Genomic DNA, 19,993 nt, shown 5'->3' on the forward strand with positions numbered 1-19,993 from the left:
CGAATCCCGCTCCCTTGCCGAGGCACAGCATTGTTTTTGGAAAGAAAGATATGTTAACATGACGGCGCATTTTATTGGAAAACCGATGAGGCCGCTTTTTTTGTCAATCCGTTTGATTCTTTGGTGCTCCCTTTTTTTTGCCTTGGGATGCAGTCGGGGTGAGACGGTCCTCTCCGTCACACTGAATACCCGCAATCCGGACACGGTCTATGTCGGCACAACGGGGGGCGGATTCTACAAGAGCACCGATCGAGGAGTGACCTTTCAAAGAATGAGCAATGGGTTGACCTCCTACAATATCACCTCCATTGCGGTGAATCCCTCCTTGACCACGATTCTTTACGCCGGCTCGTTTGGAGACGCCGTCTATCGAAGCATCGACAGCGGCCGGAATTGGATGATCATCAATACCGGTCTGGATGATAATGTCGGAACACAGGCGGTAAATGCCGTTGTTTCCAATCCCTTTATCTCCGACATTCTTTATGTCGGAACGAACCATGGGGTTTACAAAAGTATGGACGGCGGGGGAGAGTGGAAGTCGGCAAATATGGGCGTCGCCAATCGGTTCGTGATCGCCCTGGTGATGGATCCTCGGGATCACAGCATCTTGATGGCGGGGACAAACGAAGGGATCTTTAAGACGGAAAATGCCGCCAAGACGTGGCGATTGGTCCATCCGGAGACGAAAAAATGGGCGGTGAATGCGATCGTTTTCGACAAGTCCGATCCGAACATCGTCTACGCCGGGACAAATCAGGGGATCTTTAAGACGACCGACCAGGGGAACACATGGCAGCCGCAAAACAACGGTCTCGCGAACAGGTTTATCGTCACCCTCCTCATCCATCCGGAAAAGACACAGGTCCTCTACGCCGGCAATCAAGACGGTATTTATAAAACAGTGAACGGCACCGAATCGTGGGCGCCCCTCGCCGGCTCACCCCGCTCCATCACCTCATTGTCGATTCATCCCCAATCGCCCGAGGTCCTCTTCGCGGGGACCACACAGGGTCTTTATCGAAGCACCGATGCCGGCGCCCGCTGGGAGAAAATGAAGTTGCGTTGAGATTCGAAAAGGTCTCGAATAGAAAACGGCATTCATTATTTTCATAAAGGAGCACGATTGAAATATTTTTCAAGCAAAAAGATTTGGCAGTGGACCCTCCTCGCATTTCTCTTCGCCGGCTGCCGCCCCCCCTCCCCTGTTCCCGATGCGCCCGGCTCCCCGACCGGGTGGGAAATCCAAAACAGCGGCATCCAAGCCTCATTGGGCGGCATCTACTTCTTGGACGCTCAAAACGGCTGGCTGACCGGAAACAAGGGGATCATTCTTCACACGACGGACGGCGGCCAGCATTGGTCGGTGCAGGAAACCGGCACACAGACGCTGCTGGTTTCGATCTTCTTCGTCACCCCGAAGCGGGGATGGGCGGTCGGAGAAAAAGGGCTGATTCTCTTCACCGAGGACGGCGGACAGAAATGGGAGCTACAAAAATGGGCGCTTCAGGACGGCAGTCAACTGAAGAAGAATCTGTTGCATGTCTTCTTCATCAGCCCGGACCAAGGATGGGTGACCGGCGAGAAGGGACTCCTCCTCTCCACCACCGACGGCGGGCAACATTGGGTATCGACCGAGGTCAAGCCGGCGGTCTCTTTTAATTCCGTTTTTTTCGTTAATCAGAAGCAAGGGTGGATTACAGGGGACGCCGGGAATATCTTTTATACGGAAGACGGCGGCGTCAATTGGACTCGGCAGGAGTCGGGAACGCAGAAGGATCTTCACCGCATCTTCTTTTCACGGCCCGAGATCGGCTGGGCGGTGGGAGGCGCCGGGACCATTCTCCACACCAAAGACGGCGGAAAAAGTTGGTCTCCCCAAACCAGCGGGGTGCCGAGCTTTCTGCTCGGCCTCTTCTTTATCAATGATCAGGTCGGCTGGGCCGTCGGCGCTTCGGGGACGATCTTGAATACAAAGGATGGAGGGGCCACCTGGCAGCAGCAGGTTTCCGGAACGATTAATTTCTTGACCAACGTCTTCTTCGTCGACCCTCAGGTCGGCTGGGTCATCGGGATCAAAGGGACCATCTTCCATACGAAGCGGGGGGGCGAGCCCCCGCCGATCGAGGTCAAGGAAGTGAAAACAGAAGAAGAAAAGAAATGAGTCTTGATGAAGTCGGCGTAAGACCTAAATCCTCTCCCTCTAAAGAAGTCTTACCGGATACGGGAAAATCAGCGAAGAAGCTCTATTGGTGTGATCTTTGCGGAGCACCGATGCTCGATCTTCACTGCAAACTGATCTGCCGTCGGTGCGGCTTCAAGCGCGACTGTTCCGACCCTTAAGTTTTCAGCTTTCGCCCGAGCGTCTTCTCCACGCTGGCCACTTTGCTCGTCAGCCGCCCTGTTTTCCCCTTGCGATAATCGATCTTGATCACCGTCGAGACCCGGTCGCAATCTTCCTTCATCCGCTCCCAGCAGGCCTTCACGACCCCAAGCACCTCTTCCCAAGGGCCTTCGATCACCGTCCCCATCGGGTTGAGACGATACTCCAGGCCGCTTTTGTCGATAATTTCCAGCGATCGGGAGACATACTCGCTGACGCTCTCCCCTTGGGTAAGCGGAGACATGGAGAATTCGAGCAAAATGGTTTCATCTTTCTCTTTCCGGCTTGCCACGTGACCTCCCTCGATCTTGAAATGAACTGCGTTACTCTTTTGGAAAGACCTGTGTAAACGGTTTAATCTCGTATCGGGAAAAGACCCCGCCTGAAACATACGGGTCCGCCTCGCCCCAAGCGACCGCCTCTTCTAAAGAGCCCGCCTCAAAGACGATGAGACTTCCACTCTTGTCCCCGAAGGGGCCTGCCAAGATTAATTTCTTTTCAGCCGTCAACTTCTCCAGACGCTCCAAATGGGATGGGCGAAGATGTTTTCTTAACTCAGCGCCATCCGGGCCGTCCAGCCCGATCATCACAAATTTCATCAAACGCGCTCCTGCTTTTTCCAGATCGGGTGAAGGCCCCCTTTCAGGGTACAAGACGGTAGAACGGAAGGGCCGAGACCTGCGCGGTTTTTCTGGTCTGAGCGATCTCCACCTCGACCTCCGTGCCGGGAATCGCGATCTGCGGCCGCACGTAGCCCATCGCAACGATCTTTCCCGCAGAGGGAGACCAGGTTGCGCTGGTAATCCAGCCGAGCTCCTTCTCCCCCTGGAAGATTTTGTCCTCTCTTTTGGGAAGATCCGACCCTTCGATCGTCAATCCCATGAGCTGTTTGTTCACATGGCCATAGGTCTGGATGCGGGCCATGACCTCTTGGCCGGGATAGCACCCCTTGGTATAGCTGATCGCTTCCTTCTCAAGACCCGCTTCAATGGGGATAATATGCTCGTCGATATCGATCCCATACCGGGGTTTTCCCGCCTCGATCCGCAAGATCTCGAGAGCGGTTTGGCCGAAGGGTTGGAGGCCGAACGCGCCGCCCGCCGAAAAAAGGCCCTCCCATAATTTCTCCAGCCCCTCCGCCGGGACATAGAGATGATAGTCTTCTCCTCCCGTCGTCGATTGTTTGACGCAAAGGAGGGCCGCTCCGTCGCGCTCGCTTTGAAAGAACGACTTCTCTTCATGGATCGGAAGCGGACCGAGGAGGGCTTCGAGAAGCGGCCGGGCCTCGGGGCCGGATACGAGGAGTCGCCCCCAAGCCGGAGATTCGATCTTGATCTGGGATCGGAATTTAAACCGCATCAGCTGATCGAGCGTTTTCTTCGCATTCGTCCACTCCACATCGATCAGCAAGGCCTCGGGAAGCAGGTAGAGATGGAAGTCGGAGAGGACCCTTCCTTTGGCCGTCAGGAGGGTGGCATAGAGTCCTTTTCCCTGTTGCAACGGAGTGAGATCATTGCTGATGATATTTTGCAGAAAAGGAATGCGGTCTTTCCCGGTGATGAGGAAGGGGAACTGATGCGAAAGATCGGCCACGCCGACCTTTCGTCGGACGGCTTGATATTCCGAGAGAGCATCTCCGTAATCGGACGGAAGCTCCCATTCGCCGTAAGGCACGAAACGGGCGCCCCGCTGTTGGTGTTGGGCGCGTAAAAGCGGCGTCGGCATGGATCTCCCTTGAAAATCGGTTAATAAGTGAAAAATAATAACATGGCCGGGAAGATCGGGTCAAATCGGTCCTTTTCGTAACGCTTGACTCGCCCCTTAGAATTCAGATATCTTAAAACATAAGGAAGTTTTAGAGGTGTCCGACAAAATGAGAGAATCTGCGATCAAAAAATCCCATCTGGCCCTCATTCGAAGCGAGATCCGCCTTCTCATCGTCGATGATGAGGCCCTGACGAGAAAGGGGCTGATCTCCCTCTTCCATCTGCAGAAGGGGATGAAAGTGGTCGGCGAGGCGCAGCACGGCATCGAGGCGGCGGAGCGGGCCAAGGAGCTCAAGCCCGATGTGGTTCTGATGGATTCGCAAATGCCGGTTTGTGACGGCCTGAAGGGAATCGGCCTGATCCGGGAGGCGCATCCCGCCGCCAATATCATCATTCTCGCTCTTTCGGATGAAGAGTCGAACATTTTCGCCGCCATGCGGGCGGGGGCCAAGGGCTTCATCTACAAGAACATCGACCCTGAGAAGCTCTATAAATGCGTCTCCCTGGTCCATCGCGGGGAGTTGGTTTTGCCCCGGCAGATGGCCTCGAAACTCTTTACCTCCCCCTACATCACCTCCTCGGCGCCCTCCACGAACCATGGTCCCCTGACCCCGAGAGAGCGGGAGATTCTCAGTTGTCTCGGCGAAGGGGCCAGCAACAAAGAGATCGGAGCGACCTTGGGGATCTCGGAGCACACCGTTAAAATCCACCTGCGCCACATTCTTAAAAAACTACATTTGAATAATCGCGTCCAAGCCGCTATTTTCGCCCTGAAGGAACGGACCTTGCCGCCGGAAGCGCCGGCACAAGCGGAGTCAAAAAGGGAAGGAACCAGTCCAACGGTTTAAATCCTTTCCGATCCACACATCCCGGAGATAGTCTTCCGACGAGGGTCTCCCGGGGTTCTCTTTTTTAAACCCTCTCTCATCTGATTCAATGGACAACGTCAGCAACGCCCCGGAGAGCGAACCATGGCAAGCATTGCTCCAAGTTGCCAATCGCCTCTTTCAGGCGCGACGATTCAATGAAGTCCTCTACCAGGTCGTCCGCGAAATTGCGAGCCGGATCGACGTGGTCCGCTGCTCGATCATCTTCGTCGATGAACGAAAAGAGACCGCCTACGTCGTCGCGACACACGAGACGCCGGAATCGAAACGGATCCCCCTCGATCTGAAAAAGTATCCTGAGATTGTGCACGCGGTCCATGCGCGGGGGCCGATCTTTATCCCCGATGTGTTGCGTCACGCGCTGTTGGCTCCGTTCGAGGAGGTATTGCGGGGAGTCTCCCTCGGTTCGATTCTGATTCACCCCCTGATCCAGGAAGAGAGAGTCCTCGGGAATCTGATCTTGAGGATCTCTAGCCACCGCACCTTAGCACCGGAGGAGCTTCAGTTTTCGGCTTGGGTCGCTCAGCTGGCGCCGGCCGCCATACGAAACGCCCACCACTACGAAAGCCTTCTCCAGGAAAAGAACGACCTGGAACGGCTGGCGATGATCGATTTTCTGACCGACACCTACAATCACCGCTACTTCAGCGCCCGGCTGGAGGAAGAGTTCAACCGGGCGATTCGCTACAATCTCTCCCTCTCCTGTATCTTGCTCGATATCGACGATTTCAAATGGATCAACGACACCTACGGCCACCGGCGGGGGGATACGATTTTGCGGGAGGCGGCGTCGGTGATCAAAGGGACGATCCGAAAGACCGATTTCCTGGCGCGTTACGGGGGAGAGGAATTTGTCATCATTCTTCCTCAGACCGATTTGGCCGGCGCCTATCAGGAAGGAGAGCGGATCCGTCAAGCGGTCCGGAGCCACTCTTACGGCGAGGCAAATCAAACGAAAAGGATTACTCTCAGTCTCGGTGTCGCATCCTTCCCCGGCCGGACCATCGTGACAATCGATGATCTGATCCGGGCCGCCGATTCGGCCCTCTACCAGGCGAAGCGCCAGGGAAAAGACCGAACCGAGGCGTTTGTCGCCCCCTTATAAACCCCTCCCGATGCTTTAGGGGAAATAGATCGGCTTAAACTTCCATGAGACCCGATCGGTTTCGAATCAAGAAGCGCAACCGCTCCCGCCAAAGGGGATTTCGAAGCGCATGAAGATGATATTGGCCCGACTCCCGAATCGACATCTTGATCAAGAAGAGCGGAAAGAGCTGAGAGAAAAGCCGCGGGCTCAACTCCCATTGAAAAAAGAAACGGGCCATGAGGTCTTGAATCCGTCGGCGGAACCAATGCTCCTTGAAAAAAAGGTTCTCAAAGGAAAGGAGGGGGTCCCCCTCCTCTTTTCCGACCGGGAGGGACGAGAGAAAGAAGAAAAGATCATCAAACGGCGATCCCTTTTTTTGGGAGAAGCTCCAATCGCACATCGAGAGGGAAGCGCCGTCGGTCAACATGTTCCCAAGCCAAAAATCACCATGGTGGCCGGTGATCGGAAGCGCCGTTCGCTTCCATTCCTCCCAGCCTTCTAAATGTTCGTTCAAGAAATGCGCTTCCGGAGCATCGACCGGGTAGAGCGATCGATACTGCTCGATCGGCCCCCTCACCTCTTCTTCAATCCAGCTCTCGGTGACCTCCACCGTCCCCTCCTGCGTCTCCTTCTGAAATTGCAGAAGCCAGGCGAGAACGCTCTCGAGCATCTTGTTGGTCTCCTTTTGATGCGCAACCCCTTCATCAGGTTTCACCACGGAGGGAAGGCCCTTCCCCTTGAGTCCCGTCTCGACGAAGAGAAACCGCCCCGGATCTTCCCGGCTCAAGAGCGGCTTGGGAATGGTCGATCGAAACGTCGGCGTGAGCCGATGGTAGAAGTAGAGAAGGTTTTCATACTCCTGCGTCAGCATCGGGATGGTCTGGTGATCCCGGGAAACCTTGACCACCCATCTCGGCGTGGAGCCGTTCTGATCGAAGAGCAAGAAGACCACCGGTTGCGCGGTGGGGTTTTTCTTCGATCCGGCCGTCTTGGTAAAGTAGAGGGCGCGGGGGGGGAAAAAAGGAATCTCCCAGCGAGGTCCGTTCTCAACGATGACTTTTTCGATTTCTTTAAGCATAGGGTCCTTCCTTCCAAGCAATGATGCTGAAATGAGGGGAGAAGAAAGAGGTGACGCCGAGCGATGTCCCCATGAGAGCGAGCTTCTTCTTGATTTTCCCCAAGCGGGAGCTGGGGGAAATCGCATGGTTCAGATAAAACCGCAGCGGCGCGGGATGATCGAGCGACACGAGCTCCACCGGCCGGTTGTACCCCGGGACCGGCATGAAGAACTGGTTGTCGATGAACCCCGACTCTTCCAGCAGTTTTCGATAGCCCCCCTTCCCGTAGGTGTAGGTCCGATAGCTGCTGTAAGCGCGGCTCACCCGGTAGGGCTGCTTGATATAAAACCGGCAGCAGAGATCGGCCATCCAACGGGGCATCAGGCTGGTGTACTTCAATCCGCTGTGATCTTTTTCACCTAAAAAATTGTCAAACCCGAAGCGGTTTTCAATGCCGATGTAGACCGCTCCCCCCGGCTTGAGCAGTCGATGGAGCTGCTCTAGGAAGCGTTTCTGGAGGACCCGCGGATTTTCGTTGTAATCGGCCAATCCGACCCATTCCAGATAGCCGTTCACGATGATGAAATCGAATGTTCCCGGCGCGAAGGGGAGCTTCAGCCCGCTGGCGATCGCCACCTCCATGTTGTCGAGCCCCTCTTGCGCCCGGCGGGTTTCGATGAATTTGGCCCGCTCTGCAATCAGCTCGACCGCCGTGATCGAGCCGCAGTGCGGCTGCAAGCCGAAGGAGATCGTTCCGAAGCCGGCCCCGACATCGAGCACCTTCGAATGGGGAAGGAGGGGAAGAATAAACCGGAAGTCGGCCCGCGCCTCATCGGTCATGTAATCATAAATGCTCGGATAAGCCTTGGCGACCTTTTGATCGAGCGCCTTCTTCCATCCCGCTTTCCGGGCCAGATCGTTGATTTGAATCATCTCTTTTTCCGGGATCTCTCCCCAATAATAATCGCTGGCCGCGAAACAGGGGATCCCATCGACCTCCTTCCAGGTAAATCGGCACTCTTTGCAGGAGAGGGCGCCGTCGTGCGGAAGGGGATGGAAACAATGAGGGCAGGCCAGTGTCGACCCTTTCCGGCTCCGTTGGGTTGCCGGCAGCGGCAGATCTTTCTTCAATGCGCTTTGAAACATCTCGATTACCTCATGGAATATGTGCGCGATTAGGAGTGAGGAGAACGGGGTTCCCTCTCGTCGCGAGACGACCTCCCGGTCGAAGGGGCTCCGTTCATGAACAGGAACGGTAATTTGCAAGGAGTGTACCGGTCGATTTACAAAGTTTTAACATTCCCTTTACAGGCGGGACCGGTCCGGCCGATTGGAAAGAGAGCGGGGCTTGCATTTATTTTGCATTTTATTGCAATTTGATTATAATGATCCGGTTTGTCGGAAGGGGCCGAAGGGAGAGAGATGCTCTATTATATTTTATTCAACACATTCCTGGTTGCGCTCGGCTGCGTGCTTCCCTGGATTCATCCCGGTCTGTTCGTCGTCGGCCTTCGAGGAATCGACATGGTCGATGGAAAGATCGCCCTGGGCCTGGCCCTGATCGGACTTCTTGCAGCCTCTTACCAGCTTCTCCAGAAAAGGGGGCGTTTTTACTGGGTCTATGGCCTGATCGGCTTTTTAATCCTGATGATTGCAACGCTCGACCTATACACCTTTTACCAAAATCGCTACCCGATCGGCCCGGGGATTTACCTGGTTGCCCTGGGAGGGCTTCAACTCACCGGCGCCTACATCCTCTTTTTGCTTCGGCAGGGAAGAGGGGCCTCTCCCCCGCCATAAGCGCGCGCTCATACAGATCTTCCCCCCTGCTTACTCCGGCCGATTGATCTGGAACGTATCAATCACCGCCCCGGTGATATCGATCGCTTTCAACACGAGTGTATCGGCAGTTACATCGACCGAGACAAATTCATGGGTCGCGCTTGAAATCACGGTCCGCTCATTCCGCCCCACCGGATAAAGCGGCGCTCCCCCCCCGCCGGTCACGACGTAGGTCACCCCATTGATCGGAACGGTCCGCTCATAGCCGTGGGCATGGCCGTTGAACACCAGATCGACGCCGTATTGCTCGAAGAGGGGAACCCAGTGTAATTGAACCGAGGGGGTGTCTCCATATTCCGCGCTGCTGAAGGCGGGGTGATGGAAGTAGACGATCTTCCACCGGGCGGGGGCCTTCAGCGCCGTCTCCAGCCATCTCTTTTGCGCCGGGTCGGCCACCTTGTTGCTGTCGAGGCCGATGACATGCGTCTCCCCCCAAAAGAAGTCGTAGTAAAAATTCCCCCGAGGAAGATAGAAATTTTGTTTAAACGGTTTTCCGCCGTCGGTCACGATATCATGATTGCCGGGGACCGGAAAGAAGGGGAGACGGTCGATCAGCCCGGCATACGGGTGGAAGTAGCCCCGATCGTACTCGCTGTCGGCCCCTTTATCGTAGATGACATCTCCCGCGATCAGGGCGAAGTCGAACGACCGGCTTTTCATCACCTCCGCCAAACGCTTCTGATGGACGCTCCCCGTTCCGCTGTCGGCGAACGCGATAAAGGAGCTCTCGCTCCCCTGCGCCGGCGCGGTGGTGAAGGTGGCGACCGGCCCGAAGCGCTCCCCGTCGATCTCGACCTCGTAGGAGTAGGTCGTCTCCGGGGTGAGATCGGAGAGAAGGGCGAAGTGCTGATCTTGGACCGTCCGATCGGGCAGGGCCTCGTTGCGCTCCTCTCCCAGACCCCAACGGACGGTCCCGCCGGGGCTGCAACGCCAGGCGATCACCGCCGATTGGGAAGAGACCCAAGCGAGGTAGGGCTGCCGGGGAGAGGCGCTGCAGGCGATCCCTTTCGGAAGAAGGGAGGAGACCGTGACCGCCGCCTCCCCTTTCAGAGAGGGATCGGATCGGCCGGTCGCCGTCACATGGTAGGTTCCCGCCGCCGTCGGGGCGGTGTACTCCCCTTCTTCCGTAATGGCGCCGCCTTCTTGCTCCCGAACACTCCAGAAGAAGGTCTTGTCGGGGGTCTCCGTGACCTCCGCGGAAAAGCGCGCCTTCCCGCCAGGGCCGAGAAACCGGGCGGCCGGCTGAACCCGGATCGCCCCCTGCGAGATCACCGTTACCTCCGTTGCAGCCCATCGCGCTTCATCGCTCCGGGAGGTTGCAATCAGATGATAGGTGCCGGGCCGGGCGGGGGCGGTATAGATCCCGTCGTTCGTAATCGATCCCCCCGCCTCCCCTTCCTCAATACGCCACGCGACATCCGACTCGATCCCCTCCGAATCGGGGAGGGTGTCGGTCGCCGAAAAATGCTGCTGTCCGCCGACCGGCAGACGGGCCCCCTCCGGTTGGATCGAGAGCGATCCCGGCGACGCGGGAAGATCTTCGGCCGGCGTATTGACGGGGGGGGCGGAGGGAAGCGCTGCGGAGGGAACGCTTTCTTCTTCTCCTCCTGCTCCCCCCCCTCCCCCGCACCCGACGACGAGGAAGAGCGCCGCAACGATGGAAAGGATTGACATGAACCGTGCGTTGGATAAAAACCTGCTTCTTTCTTTCAAATCTAAATACATCCTAAATCCCAGATAAAATCATTTTATAAAAATGGAGCGTCCTGAGAAGGACGCTCCAGAATGGACCGGATCGAGCCGCCGAGAAGGGAGATCCCCTCCCCGGCGGGGACGCCGTCGGTCATGCCCTCTTTTTCCCGATTCTTCTCCAGAGGGAGCCCCAGAAGGGGGAGGAGAAGATCAAGAGGAACGGAATCGCCTGGCGGAAATCGGTCGGCCCGGCGGTCCGGTTCAGGCTGCATCCCCCTCCGCCACCCCCCCCGCCGGAGGAATCGTCCTTGATTGCCGTGGTCGCATTCGGGCCGACATTGTCCGAAAACGCTCCGGCGCCGGGGGTGGTGCGGGCGATCCGCGCGGCCATTTTTTCGCGGGCTTCATAGAGATCGAGCGGCTCCCGGTTCCAGGTATAGGTGTTGGTGACCATGCTCGCCACCTGTTCGTCGGCAAAGGAGCCTTCGCCCATGCTTTTGAGAAGATGCAGGTATTCGTAATCCTCCATCCCCTCCCGGAGCAACTTCAGGCGGATCGACTCGACCGGGATATGGGTTTTGCCGCCGATCTTGCTCGGCCGTCCGGGATAATAGAGGGTGCCGTCGCCGTTTCCGCCGAAGAAGAATTGGTTGGCCCAGGCGTCTCCTTCGCCGAAAGCGTAGATCATGTCATAATAAAGCTCCCCCTGGATGTTGTATTTGTAGCTCATCCACTGCATGATCCGGCTGAACATCGCCGGCAGATCGATCATGAAGCTCGGCCAGTCCATATGATATCCTTCCCGGTCGAACCGCTCTCCCCCCATAATCCCGCAGCCGTGGCTGCCGCAGGCCTGATACCACCAGACCTCCGGGCCGTACTTGTTTCTCTGGTTCCCGACGGTGGCCGCGCCGCCGGGGACTTCGCTCCCCGGCTCCCGCCCGTTCGGCTTGTTGTCCATGAACCGGATCGTCGGGATAAAGAGATCGATCACATCGGCGACCCCCCCTTCGGCGGCGCTCTGGACGCTGGTGGTTACGGAGGATCGCAGATCCGGATCGGCCTGGTGGAGCGCGTCGGCCCGCCGCCGGATGGCGGCCCAGTCGGCCGCTTTCTTCGGCTCGTCAAAGGTGTACTGGAAGAGCCGGTCGAACCATCCTTTCGATTTGAAGTGCTGCGCGTATTCCCGCAGAAAGGGGACATCTTCCCTATGATTAAAGTCGCGCGTCTGGATGGTCGTCTGCTTGGCGCCGGGAAGTTTTCCGCCGGGGAGGGAGACGGTCCCGTCCAGGAAAGGACCGAACGCGGTATCGAACGGCGCCCAATTGATCTTCCCCCCGCTCATTCCCCCCATCGCTTCGGGCGAGAGGAGATAGTTGTCCGAAATCCGGTGGAGGAGATTGGCTTTGGCATACATCTGGCTGAGCGCCACCGAGGCGCCGCCGGAGAGGCCGTGGCCGGGCGCGAGGAGGCGGTGGTCGATCGAGTAGGCCGACTTCAGCGTGGAGACCGACGGCAGGGCGAAATCCCAGACGGTCAGCTCGATCGGGACAACCAGGGGGGTCTGTCCGGTCGCCGTGACGGTGGCGGAGCCGCTGTAGACGCCGGCGGCGGCCGTGGGGGGAATATAAATTTCGATCCAGACCGGCTGGTTCCTTCCGGCGGCCACGTTGAATGGGAAGGCGTTGCGCACCTCGCCGACGTATTCATCTTTTTTCGGAATCAGCGCATCGGGCCACTCTCCCGTTCCCCCCTGGAGGGTCGAGGCGGTCTTTACATTGATGTAAGCCGCTTTGTAGATCATGACGCGATCGGTCGGGATCGTGTTGCCGCGGCCGTCGGCCAGATCGCTCACGGTTACATCGACACCCGAAAGAGGGCCGCTGCCCGCCGTCACCACCAGTTGGAACGATTCGAATTCATTTCGCGCCCCCTTCACGGTTGCGGAGAGCTGATCGGTTTTTGGGGGGGTATTGGGACGGATCTTCACGGTCGCATGATCGGTCCAGACGGTCATGGCGTTGGCCGCAGCGGACATCGCGAATAGAACAATAAAAAGGTGAAATACAATGCGGATGGGCGAAAAGCGCTTCTTTGTTTCCATATTTCCTCCGGTCGATGGCAATCGATTTCAAGGCGATAATGCCTGAATTTAAAAACAGGCGACCCTGGCGTGATCGAGGTGGCAGCCTCTCTCCCAGTTAGACAGAGAGGTCCGTTTTGAAGAGGCGTCCCTTCTCAGCGAGAAAGAACGCCTTTCACGGGGGTGGTTCGCTTTTTTTTGACGAGATATTGAGGGGGAAAAAATGAGTGGATCGATTGAAAGGTCCATTGAATCATCAATTGAATCGTCATGGGCTGCATTTCTCCATGGAGGACTCGATGAGGGCTCGGATGGTCGGCACCAGGGTGCGGACCATCTCCTCTTTGGCCAGAAAGGTCACGCCGAGCGTCTTCGCCTGCCGAACGAGTGTGGGATTCTCAGGGATCGTCAACGCCAGCAATCGGCTCTCCGGCGCCTGCGTTTTGAATTCTTTCCAGATCTTCGTCGCTTGTCTCCCTGAAGAGGCAAAATTAACGAGAATAATGTCGGGTTTGAACATCTCCAGGGCCATGATCGCCTCGGCTTCGCTTCTCGCCTCCCAGACAATTTCGATCTCCGGGGCGGTCCTCAGGAGACGCCGGAAGACCTGGATGATCCCTTCGTACTCCTCGACGATGAGCACTTTGATCTTTTTCAAACGAACCTCGTGACGTGGCAACCGCTTGCCCTAATCGGTTTGCAAGCCTACCAGATCTGGTTCAAATGACCATTGGGAAACGGCCCTAATTGACCTGAAAAAAGAGATGGATTGAGTGGCGGAGAAGGATGAAAAAGGATGGGGGAGTGACCCGAAAAATGCCGGGGAAATATGGAGGATAAATGGAAAGGGGGGAGCGGAAAGCCAGGCGCTTATCGATTCGCGCTCAATTAAGTGATCCGCGATTCATCTTCTGAAGCGCTCTTCTTGTTTGCCCAGGGGGAGTCGGCGAGCCAGCCGAGGAGATCGGCCGGCGAGACCGGCCGGCTGATGTAGTAACCCTGCGCCGCATCGCACCCCCAGGCGACCAGCCGGTCGTAAATTTCCTGCGTCTCAATTCCCTCTGCGACGACCTTCAGACCGAGATTGTGGGCGAGATCGATCGTCGATCGGACGATCATCGCATCGTCTTTTTCGACCGCCATCTCTTTCACGAACGATTTATCGATCTTGATCTCATCGACCGGAAGTTTCTTGAGGTACCCCAAGGACGAGTAGCCGGTGCCGAAGTCGTCGATGGAAAGATGGACCTCCATCTTGCTCAGTTGATTCAAAATTTCCATCGCGCGGGTCGGATCGGCCATGATGACGCTTTCGGTGATCTCAAGATGGAGCCATCCCGGTCCGAGGTCGTAGGCATGGAGCAGGCGCGCGACCTGATCGGGGAGCTGGGGGTCTTGCAGATTCCGGGCGGAAAGGTTGACCGCTACCGATAACTTCAATCCGGCTTGGTGCCAGGCATGGCACTGCGAGAGCGCCGCCTTGAGGACCCAGAGGGTCAGCGGTTTGATCAGCCCCCCCTGCTCCGAAAGGGGGATAAATTGATCGGGAGGGACGGTTCCGCGGGAGGGATGTTGCCATCGGACCAACGCCTCCACCCCGATGATCGACCGGCTCCGAAGATCAACCTTCGGCTGGTATTGCAGAAAAAGCTCGTTTCGATCGATGGCATGGCGCAGGTCCCCCATCAAGATCAGATGGCTTGAATTGTGCCGCTCGTGCTGCGGGGAGTAGACGGCATATCCCGTGCTCTGCTGCTTCGCTTCGTACATCGCCATGTCGGCCCGGCGCAGGAGCGTATTGGCATCGTCTCCATGCTCCGGGAAGAGGGAAATTCCGATGCTCGTCCCCACCTCGAGCGACAGGCAGTCAACAACGAACGGGGTTAAAAAATGTCTCAAAATCTTTTCCGCGGCCAGGATCGCCCCGTCGAGACCGATCGAGAGCAAAAGAACGGCAAATTCATCTCCTCCCAGCCGGGCGACCGTATCCGATTCACGAAGGACCTCCCGCAGGCGGGGCCCCACCTGCTGCAGCACCAGGTCGCCGTAGTGATGGCCCAGGATGTTATTGATCTCTTTAAACCGGTCGAGATCCATGACGAGAAGGGCGAGCGTTCTTTTGTCGCGCCGCGCCGCGAGGATCGCCTGCTGGAGGCGATCCTGAAGGAGGGTCCGGTTGGGCAGGTCGGTCAACGTATCGTAGTAGGCGAGATGCTGGATGGCCCGCTCGGTCCGTTTCTGTTCCTGCCGCAGCTCCGCCTCTTTCAGCTCCCGCGCCACCGCCGGAACCAGCCGCGATAAATTTCCCTTCAGGATAAAGTCATGGGCGCCCGCCTTCATCGTCGCCACGGCGGTCTCTTCCCCCTGGGAGCCGGTCACGATAATGCAAGGAAGATCGATTCCGCTCTCTCTCAAAACGGCCAGAACGACCGGCGCGCTGAAATCAGGCATATTGTAATCGGTGATGACAAGATCCCAGCTCTGTTTTCGAAGCGCGGCCCGCATGGCGGACTCCGTGTCGACCCGCTCGGAGTTTACCTGATAGCCGCCGCGTTCCAGCTCGCGGATCAGGAGCAATTTGTCTTCTTCCGAGTCTTCGATGAACAAGACCCGCAGGGGGCTTGGCATAATGGTGACCTCTTTATTCAGCGGCGCTTCATTCAAATAAAAGGAAGCCGACGGTCCTCATTGGCGCACCGCGCCAAAAGTGTCGCTCGACCAGATCCAGATTCTCCTTATGAAGGATCAGCAAATGATATCAGGAGGTATGTTGGAGCGGTTGAAGCGTGGCGTTTGCGGCCGGGAATTGAACTTTAGTATATCGTCCGGTTTTTCTACTGTCAATGAAGGGAAGCCTGGAGAGAACCCGTCGATAAAGGGATCAAGCGGGACGCGGCCGGGCAAGGGAGGGTTCAACATGTTGAACCCCACAGAAGATCTAACCGCCTGACTTGGCATCGAACCGGTATCAAGCCGCCTTGGGTTGAAGCCGCCGCTGATACGCTTCCGTCGTGACAAGCTCTCTGAACTTGGTCAGGGGGATCGCCCAGCGCTTCTCCAGCGCCGGGATGTCGACGTTGTAGCCGACTTCGTTGAACCAGCGATACATCATCGCCGCATCTTGTCCGAGCTGCTGCTCCGCCTGATCGATCGGAAGTTGTTCATACCGAATCGGCGCGCCGATTTCCTTCCCCAAAAGTCCAAGCGCTTCGGGCATCGTCAGCGCGTCGCCCGCCAGATCGATCTCCTCCCTCAGGAACTCCTTCGGCCGGAGGAAGGCGGCCGCCGCGAAGGCGCCGAGATCGTCCAGCGCGATCATCTGGAGCGTTCGGTCGGGGGCGAGGGGAAGAACCACCTTTCTCTGTCGAATCGCAGGGAGCATCCAGGGGGCGGTGAAGTTCTCCATGAAGAAGACCGGCCGGAGGATCGTCGCCGGAAGACCGCTCTCCCGGAGATGCTGCTCGATCCGTCGCTTCGTATCGAAATGAGGAATCCCGGTTTTTTTATTCGCGCTTCCGACAGAGCTGAAGACCAGATGGGCGACCCCCGCCGCTTGAGCGGCATCCACCATCTCGATCCCCTGCCGAACCTCCGCTTCCAGTCCCGCCTCAAAAGGGGTCGTGACGAGGAAGACCCTTCGCACCCCCCGCAAGGCCGGCTTGAGCGATGCCTTGTCGGTGAGATCGCCGGCCGCCACCTCGGCCCCCAACTTCTTCAATGCATCGGCTTTGGCAGGGTGCCGAGTCAGCGCGCGGACCCTTTCTCCCTGCTGCAATAGATACCGCGCCACAATCCCTCCCTGCTGCCCCGTCGCCCCTGTGACAAGAATCGGTCCTTCCGCCATGGTTGCCTCCATGAATATTCGACTTATCTTTCGGACTTCGGATGAATGGCTTAAGGCGCTTCCGCCGGAACCACCTCCAGCCGCTGCCGCTCGATCCCGCGCAGAACCGCCAGGGTCGCCTTGTTGCCGATCGGCCACTCCGCCAGAAATCGGTGGAGATCATCGACACTCATGACGATCCGCTCGTTGATCGAAAGAATCAGATCCCCTTCGCGAAGGCCGGCCCGCGCGCCCGGCCCGCTCGGTTCGACGGAGATCACCTCCACGGCATGGGACTGATTTAAGTGGAGGGCCCGTGTCAGCCGTCGGTCCAGCGGTCGTTGCTGGCCGCCGATCGCCAGGAGGCCGCGCCGGACGCGGCCGTGCCGGAGCAGCTGCGGGATGACCCACTTCGCGGTGTCGATCGGAACAGAAAAACTGATTCCCTGCGCCATCCGGATGATCGCCGTATTGACCCCGATCACACGGCCGCGCGAGTCGACCAGCGGCCCCCCGGAATTGCCCGGATTGAGCGGAACGTCGGTCTGGATGATCTCTTCGATCAAACGTCCGCTCACGCCGCGCAGCGATCTTCCCAGGGCGCTCACGACCCCGGTCGAAACGGTCGATTGGAATCCCAACGGGTTTCCGATGGCGATGACGAGCTGGCCGACCCGCAGCGAACGGGAGTCGCCGAAAGAAGCGTAGGGAAGGCCGAAGGCGTCGATCCGGATCACCGCCAGATCGGTCGAGGGGTCTTCACCGACGAGGGTCGCCCCGAATTTGCGGCCGTCGGTCATCATCACCTCCAACCGGCTTGCCTTGTGGACCACATGGCTGTTGGTCAAAATGTAACCGTCCGGCGTGAAGATCACCCCGGAGCCGGCCCCGGTCATCTCCAATTTCAGGCCTCGAGCCGATCCGCCGATCATCACGCTCACCACGGCGGGTCCGACCCCGTCGACGACGTTGATCACCGCCCGCGAATAGGCATCGAGCAGCTCCAGATCGGAGCGCTCCACCGGGTCGGCGGCGGAACTCTCGGCCCCGGCCACATCCTTCTCTCTCACCGTTCCATCCTCGGTTTTTTCATATTCGTCGGCGACAATTTCTTCTGTCTCAATCATCTTATCCTCCTTCTTCTGAAGGGGTCAATGTGAAGCGCTCTTAAATTTGGAATTTACGGCGCGCTTTGCGGATTCATCTCCCAAATGAGGATCTCCGCGCCGGAGGCCAGATCGGCCGTGACGGCGGGTGTCCCGGCGGCGGTCAGCCGGACCGCATCCCCTTTTTCGAGCCTCCCCGCCCCTTCCAACGTCACCGCTCCCTTTGGAACAAAGAGGTGAAGATAGGGGGCCTCCGGAAGGCGGACCGACTCTCCCGGTTTGAGCCTCCCTCCCCAGAGGACCGCTCCCTTTTGACCGATCCGGATCGCCGCCTGGTGTCCCCGACCCGATGCGATCGGGACCAGCCCGCCGCGATCGAGCTCGCGATTGATGTCGAGCTGTTCATACGACGGATCGATCGCCTCGGTGTCGGGAAGAACCCACATCTGGACGAAATGAACTTCGCGATCGCCGCTCGGGTTCATTTCTGAATGCCAGATCCCCCGCCCCGCGCTCATCCGCTGCGCCAGCCCCGGATAGATGATCCCGGCATTCCCGAGGGTGTCTTTGTGCTCCAGCTCGCCGTCGAGCACCCAGGTGACGATCTCCATGTCTTGATGCGGATGGGTCTGAAAGCCGGTGCCGGGCCGGACGATGTCGTCGTTATTGACCAAGAGCAGCCCATGGTGGGTGTTCTTCGGATCGTAATGATGGCCGAAGCTGAAGCTGTGGCGAGACTCAAGCCAGGGGATCTCGGTCTGAAATCGCTCTTTGCTCCGTCGAATATCGATGTTTGTTCGAATCATTTTTTCCCTCCTTGGGGGCGGGAGGCGTCGCATCCTTGCCTCCTGCTCCCGTTCGGATCTCTCCATCCGATCCCTTCCCCAATTTTTTGCAGAGCCGGCCGAGCGCCTTCTGTTCGCTTTCGGTCAACACTTGCATCTCCCGGACCAGGGCCTCCAGATGTTTCGGAAAGATCTTCTGAATCAGTTGTCGTCCCTCCTTGGTCAGGTGGAGGGTGATAAATCGGCGATCTTCTCCCCGCTCCCGCCGGACGAGCCCACTTCGCTCCAGATTATCGACGACCATGGTGATGTTGCCGCCGCTCCGGAGGAGTTTCCTCCCCAGCTCGCTCTGGCAGAGCGGCCCGAGATGAAGCAGCACCTCCAGGGCGCCGAACTGGCCGGAGGTCAGCCCGGTGGAAGCGAGGATCGGGCTCAAGCGGGAGCTGAGCGAATCGGCCGCCCGCATCAATTTGATAAAGGTGTCGAGGGCGGTGACTTCTTCCCGTGTTCCGCGATAGTGTGTTCCCATGAACCGCCAGACCAGTGTTTTAAATTTGAATCATTTAATATTGAAGTATCAATGAATATAAATCGCCCCGTTCCGGTTGTCAAGGGGCGAGGCTGCTTCACGATATTTAGTGTTTAGAATGTATGAGGGGCGACCCGATGGGTCGCCCGAGGCGGGAAGGGCAAGTCACCACTTGCCCCTACGGCAAACCGATTTTCCTTCGACATCTCGCAAAGAAAGGGGTTGACAGAAGAGGTCATTAGACGTATTATTCATTTATAATTGTACGTCAGAAAGGAGACAGGCGTTGCAGACGAAATTGACGCTTCGTTTAGACAAAACACTCATCAGAAAAGCAAAAATCTGGGCGAAGAAGCGGGATATTTCGTTGTCGCAAGCGGTGGCCGAATTCTTCTCTCAGGTTGCGGAGGAAGAAAAGGGGAAAACCCCCGAACTGAGTCCCTGGACCCGCCGGCTCTCGGGAGCGGCTTCCGGAAAGGGGAAGCCTCCTACAGACGAGGAAATCCGGCGGGAGCGGCTGGAGGCGCTTGAGGCCAAACACCGATGAGGCGCGTCCTCTACGATGTGAATGTCATCCTGGATGTTCTGTTGAATCGCGAGCCGCATTATGGCGCCTCGGCCGGCGCGCTGGAGGCCGTGGCGCGAGGGAAAGTGGAAGGCTACATCGCGGGCCACGCCATTACCACCATTGCTTATTTATTGCAGCGGCAGCTCGGTTCGTCCGGAAGCCTCGCGGTTCTCAATGAGCTTCTCTCAAAAATGAAGATCGCGCCTGTCACCGACTCCTCCATCCGGCGAGCCCTGATCAGCAAGATCAAAGACTTCGAAGACGCAGTCTCCCACGCGGCGGCCGAAGAGGCCGGCATGACGCTGATCGTGACCCGAAACGTGCGCGATTTCTCAAAGGGAACCATTCCGGCCGTGCTGCCGGAGACCTTCCATATCGAGTAGC

General features: G+C 57.7%; 20 protein-coding genes. 7 read left to right on the plus strand and 13 right to left on the minus strand.

The features are described 5' to 3' along the window. The first annotated feature begins 100 nt into the window (after positions 1-100). Positions 101-1,069 carry a WD40/YVTN/BNR-like repeat-containing protein gene (locus tag MNODULE_RS01125; RefSeq protein ID WP_238339167.1) on the plus strand — a complete coding sequence of 323 codons (969 nt, stop codon included), beginning with the start codon at positions 101-103 and terminating at the stop codon, positions 1,067-1,069. A 57-nt stretch (positions 1,070-1,126) separates the two neighbouring features. Further along, on the plus strand, positions 1,127-2,164 hold the full coding sequence (locus MNODULE_RS01130; protein ID WP_168057662.1) for a WD40/YVTN/BNR-like repeat-containing protein: 1,038 nt from the start codon (positions 1,127-1,129) through the stop codon (positions 2,162-2,164). A gap of 175 nt (positions 2,165-2,339) precedes the next feature. Here MNODULE_RS01130 and MNODULE_RS01135 read toward each other — a convergent pair whose 3' ends face one another. From MNODULE_RS01135 to ygfZ, 3 genes are read right to left on the minus strand one after another with little or no spacing between them, the layout of a single operon-like run. After that, complete coding sequence (locus MNODULE_RS01135; protein ID WP_320412330.1) at positions 2,340-2,675, minus strand: MTH1187 family thiamine-binding protein; 336 nt, start codon at positions 2,673-2,675, stop codon at positions 2,340-2,342. Positions 2,676-2,706: 31 nt separating this feature from the next. Continuing rightward, the gene (locus MNODULE_RS01140) at positions 2,707-2,982 is read right to left on the minus strand and encodes a YciI family protein (protein ID WP_168057663.1); all 276 of its coding nucleotides are present in this window, start codon (positions 2,980-2,982) and stop codon (positions 2,707-2,709) included. Between the two features lie 43 nt (positions 2,983-3,025). Beyond that, a complete protein-coding gene (gene ygfZ, locus MNODULE_RS01145; protein WP_168057664.1) occupies positions 3,026-4,108 on the minus strand; it encodes a CAF17-like 4Fe-4S cluster assembly/insertion protein YgfZ in 1,083 nt (360 codons plus the stop codon). Positions 4,109-4,244: 136 nt separating this feature from the next. Between ygfZ and MNODULE_RS01150 the strand changes: the two genes are divergently transcribed. Further along, positions 4,245-4,997 (plus strand): response regulator, encoded by a 753-nt coding sequence (locus MNODULE_RS01150; protein WP_168057665.1) that lies wholly within the window; start codon positions 4,245-4,247, stop codon positions 4,995-4,997. An 88-nt stretch (positions 4,998-5,085) separates the two neighbouring features. Further along, positions 5,086-6,141: a GGDEF domain-containing protein gene (locus tag MNODULE_RS01155; RefSeq protein WP_168057666.1), complete on the plus strand. Its 1,056-nt coding sequence runs from the start codon at positions 5,086-5,088 to the stop codon at positions 6,139-6,141. Positions 6,142-6,175: 34 nt separating this feature from the next. On the opposite strand, the gene MNODULE_RS01160 is transcribed toward MNODULE_RS01155, so the two are convergent. After that, entirely contained in the window at positions 6,176-7,201 is a 1,026-nt protein-coding gene (locus MNODULE_RS01160; protein WP_168057667.1) for a phosphotransferase, read from the minus strand. Further along, entirely contained in the window at positions 7,194-8,327 is a 1,134-nt protein-coding gene (locus tag MNODULE_RS01165; RefSeq protein WP_168057668.1) for a methyltransferase domain-containing protein, read from the minus strand. Before MNODULE_RS01165 ends, MNODULE_RS01160 begins: the two co-directional genes overlap by 8 nt. A gap of 276 nt (positions 8,328-8,603) precedes the next feature. Between MNODULE_RS01165 and MNODULE_RS01170 the strand changes: the two genes are divergently transcribed. Next, positions 8,604-8,981, plus strand: coding sequence for a hypothetical protein (locus MNODULE_RS01170; RefSeq protein ID WP_168057669.1), 378 nt, complete (start codon positions 8,604-8,606; stop codon positions 8,979-8,981). 30 nt (positions 8,982-9,011) lie between these two features. Here the strand turns inward: MNODULE_RS01170 and MNODULE_RS01175 are convergent, their stop codons facing one another. The 8 genes from MNODULE_RS01175 to MNODULE_RS01210 all read right to left on the minus strand — a co-directional run bounded on the left by MNODULE_RS01175 (position 9,012) and on the right by MNODULE_RS01210 (position 19,041). Then, positions 9,012-10,697, minus strand: coding sequence for a purple acid phosphatase family protein (locus tag MNODULE_RS01175; RefSeq protein ID WP_168057670.1), 1,686 nt, complete (start codon positions 10,695-10,697; stop codon positions 9,012-9,014). 169 nt (positions 10,698-10,866) lie between these two features. After that, the gene (locus MNODULE_RS01180; RefSeq protein ID WP_168057671.1) at positions 10,867-12,819 is read right to left on the minus strand and encodes a DUF4091 domain-containing protein; all 1,953 of its coding nucleotides are present in this window, start codon (positions 12,817-12,819) and stop codon (positions 10,867-10,869) included. Between the two features lie 247 nt (positions 12,820-13,066). Further along, positions 13,067-13,456, minus strand: a complete 390-nt coding sequence (locus tag MNODULE_RS01185; RefSeq protein ID WP_168057672.1) for a response regulator — start codon at positions 13,454-13,456, stop codon at positions 13,067-13,069. Between the two features lie 230 nt (positions 13,457-13,686). Beyond that, a complete protein-coding gene (locus MNODULE_RS01190) occupies positions 13,687-15,426 on the minus strand; it encodes an EAL domain-containing protein (protein ID WP_168057673.1) in 1,740 nt (579 codons plus the stop codon). A gap of 340 nt (positions 15,427-15,766) precedes the next feature. Next, entirely contained in the window at positions 15,767-16,642 is an 876-nt protein-coding gene (locus MNODULE_RS01195; RefSeq protein WP_168057674.1) for an NmrA/HSCARG family protein, read from the minus strand. Positions 16,643-16,692: 50 nt separating this feature from the next. Next, positions 16,693-17,748: a S1C family serine protease gene (locus tag MNODULE_RS01200; protein ID WP_168057675.1), complete on the minus strand. Its 1,056-nt coding sequence runs from the start codon at positions 17,746-17,748 to the stop codon at positions 16,693-16,695. A gap of 53 nt (positions 17,749-17,801) precedes the next feature. Further along, positions 17,802-18,533, minus strand: coding sequence for a pirin family protein (locus tag MNODULE_RS01205; protein ID WP_168057676.1), 732 nt, complete (start codon positions 18,531-18,533; stop codon positions 17,802-17,804). Then, the gene (locus MNODULE_RS01210) at positions 18,466-19,041 is read right to left on the minus strand and encodes a MarR family winged helix-turn-helix transcriptional regulator (protein WP_168057677.1); all 576 of its coding nucleotides are present in this window, start codon (positions 19,039-19,041) and stop codon (positions 18,466-18,468) included. The genes MNODULE_RS01205 and MNODULE_RS01210 overlap by 68 nt, the downstream gene beginning before the upstream one ends. Positions 19,042-19,327: 286 nt before the next feature. Between MNODULE_RS01210 and MNODULE_RS01215 the strand changes: the two genes are divergently transcribed. Then, positions 19,328-19,588, plus strand: coding sequence for a DUF6364 family protein (locus MNODULE_RS01215; RefSeq protein WP_168057678.1), 261 nt, complete (start codon positions 19,328-19,330; stop codon positions 19,586-19,588). Next, entirely contained in the window at positions 19,585-19,992 is a 408-nt protein-coding gene (locus tag MNODULE_RS01220; RefSeq protein ID WP_168057679.1) for a PIN domain-containing protein, read from the plus strand. Before MNODULE_RS01215 ends, MNODULE_RS01220 begins: the two co-directional genes overlap by 4 nt. Position 19,993 lies beyond the last annotated feature (1 nt).

This window comes from Candidatus Manganitrophus noduliformans (assembly GCF_012184425.1).
Taxonomy (GTDB): Bacteria; Nitrospirota; Nitrospiria; order SBBL01; family Manganitrophaceae; genus Manganitrophus; species Manganitrophus noduliformans.

Bases quoted from the DNA above. Each gene is read 5' to 3' on its own strand.
- MNODULE_RS01195 (WP_168057674.1), bottom strand. From the start codon at position 16,642: ATGGCGGAAGGACCGATTCTTGTCACAGGGGCGACGGGGCAGCAGGGA.
- MNODULE_RS01190 (WP_168057673.1), bottom strand. From the start codon at position 15,426: ATGCCAAGCCCCCTGCGGGTCTTGTTCATCGAAGACTCGGAAGAAGAC.
- MNODULE_RS01210 (WP_168057677.1), bottom strand. From the start codon at position 19,041: ATGGGAACACACTATCGCGGAACACGGGAAGAAGTCACCGCCCTCGAC.
- MNODULE_RS01175 (WP_168057670.1), bottom strand. From the start codon at position 10,697: ATGTCAATCCTTTCCATCGTTGCGGCGCTCTTCCTCGTCGTCGGGTGC.
- ygfZ (WP_168057664.1), bottom strand. From the start codon at position 4,108: ATGCCGACGCCGCTTTTACGCGCCCAACACCAACAGCGGGGCGCCCGT.
- MNODULE_RS01170 (WP_168057669.1), top strand. From the start codon at position 8,604: ATGCTCTATTATATTTTATTCAACACATTCCTGGTTGCGCTCGGCTGC.
- MNODULE_RS01205 (WP_168057676.1), bottom strand. From the start codon at position 18,533: ATGATTCGAACAAACATCGATATTCGACGGAGCAAAGAGCGATTTCAG.
- MNODULE_RS01155 (WP_168057666.1), top strand. From the start codon at position 5,086: ATGGACAACGTCAGCAACGCCCCGGAGAGCGAACCATGGCAAGCATTG.
- MNODULE_RS01220 (WP_168057679.1), top strand. From the start codon at position 19,585: ATGAGGCGCGTCCTCTACGATGTGAATGTCATCCTGGATGTTCTGTTG.
- MNODULE_RS01140 (WP_168057663.1), bottom strand. From the start codon at position 2,982: ATGAAATTTGTGATGATCGGGCTGGACGGCCCGGATGGCGCTGAGTTA.
- MNODULE_RS01200 (WP_168057675.1), bottom strand. From the start codon at position 17,748: ATGATTGAGACAGAAGAAATTGTCGCCGACGAATATGAAAAAACCGAG.
- MNODULE_RS01180 (WP_168057671.1), bottom strand. From the start codon at position 12,819: ATGGAAACAAAGAAGCGCTTTTCGCCCATCCGCATTGTATTTCACCTT.
- MNODULE_RS01160 (WP_168057667.1), bottom strand. From the start codon at position 7,201: ATGCTTAAAGAAATCGAAAAAGTCATCGTTGAGAACGGACCTCGCTGG.
- MNODULE_RS01165 (WP_168057668.1), bottom strand. From the start codon at position 8,327: ATGTTTCAAAGCGCATTGAAGAAAGATCTGCCGCTGCCGGCAACCCAA.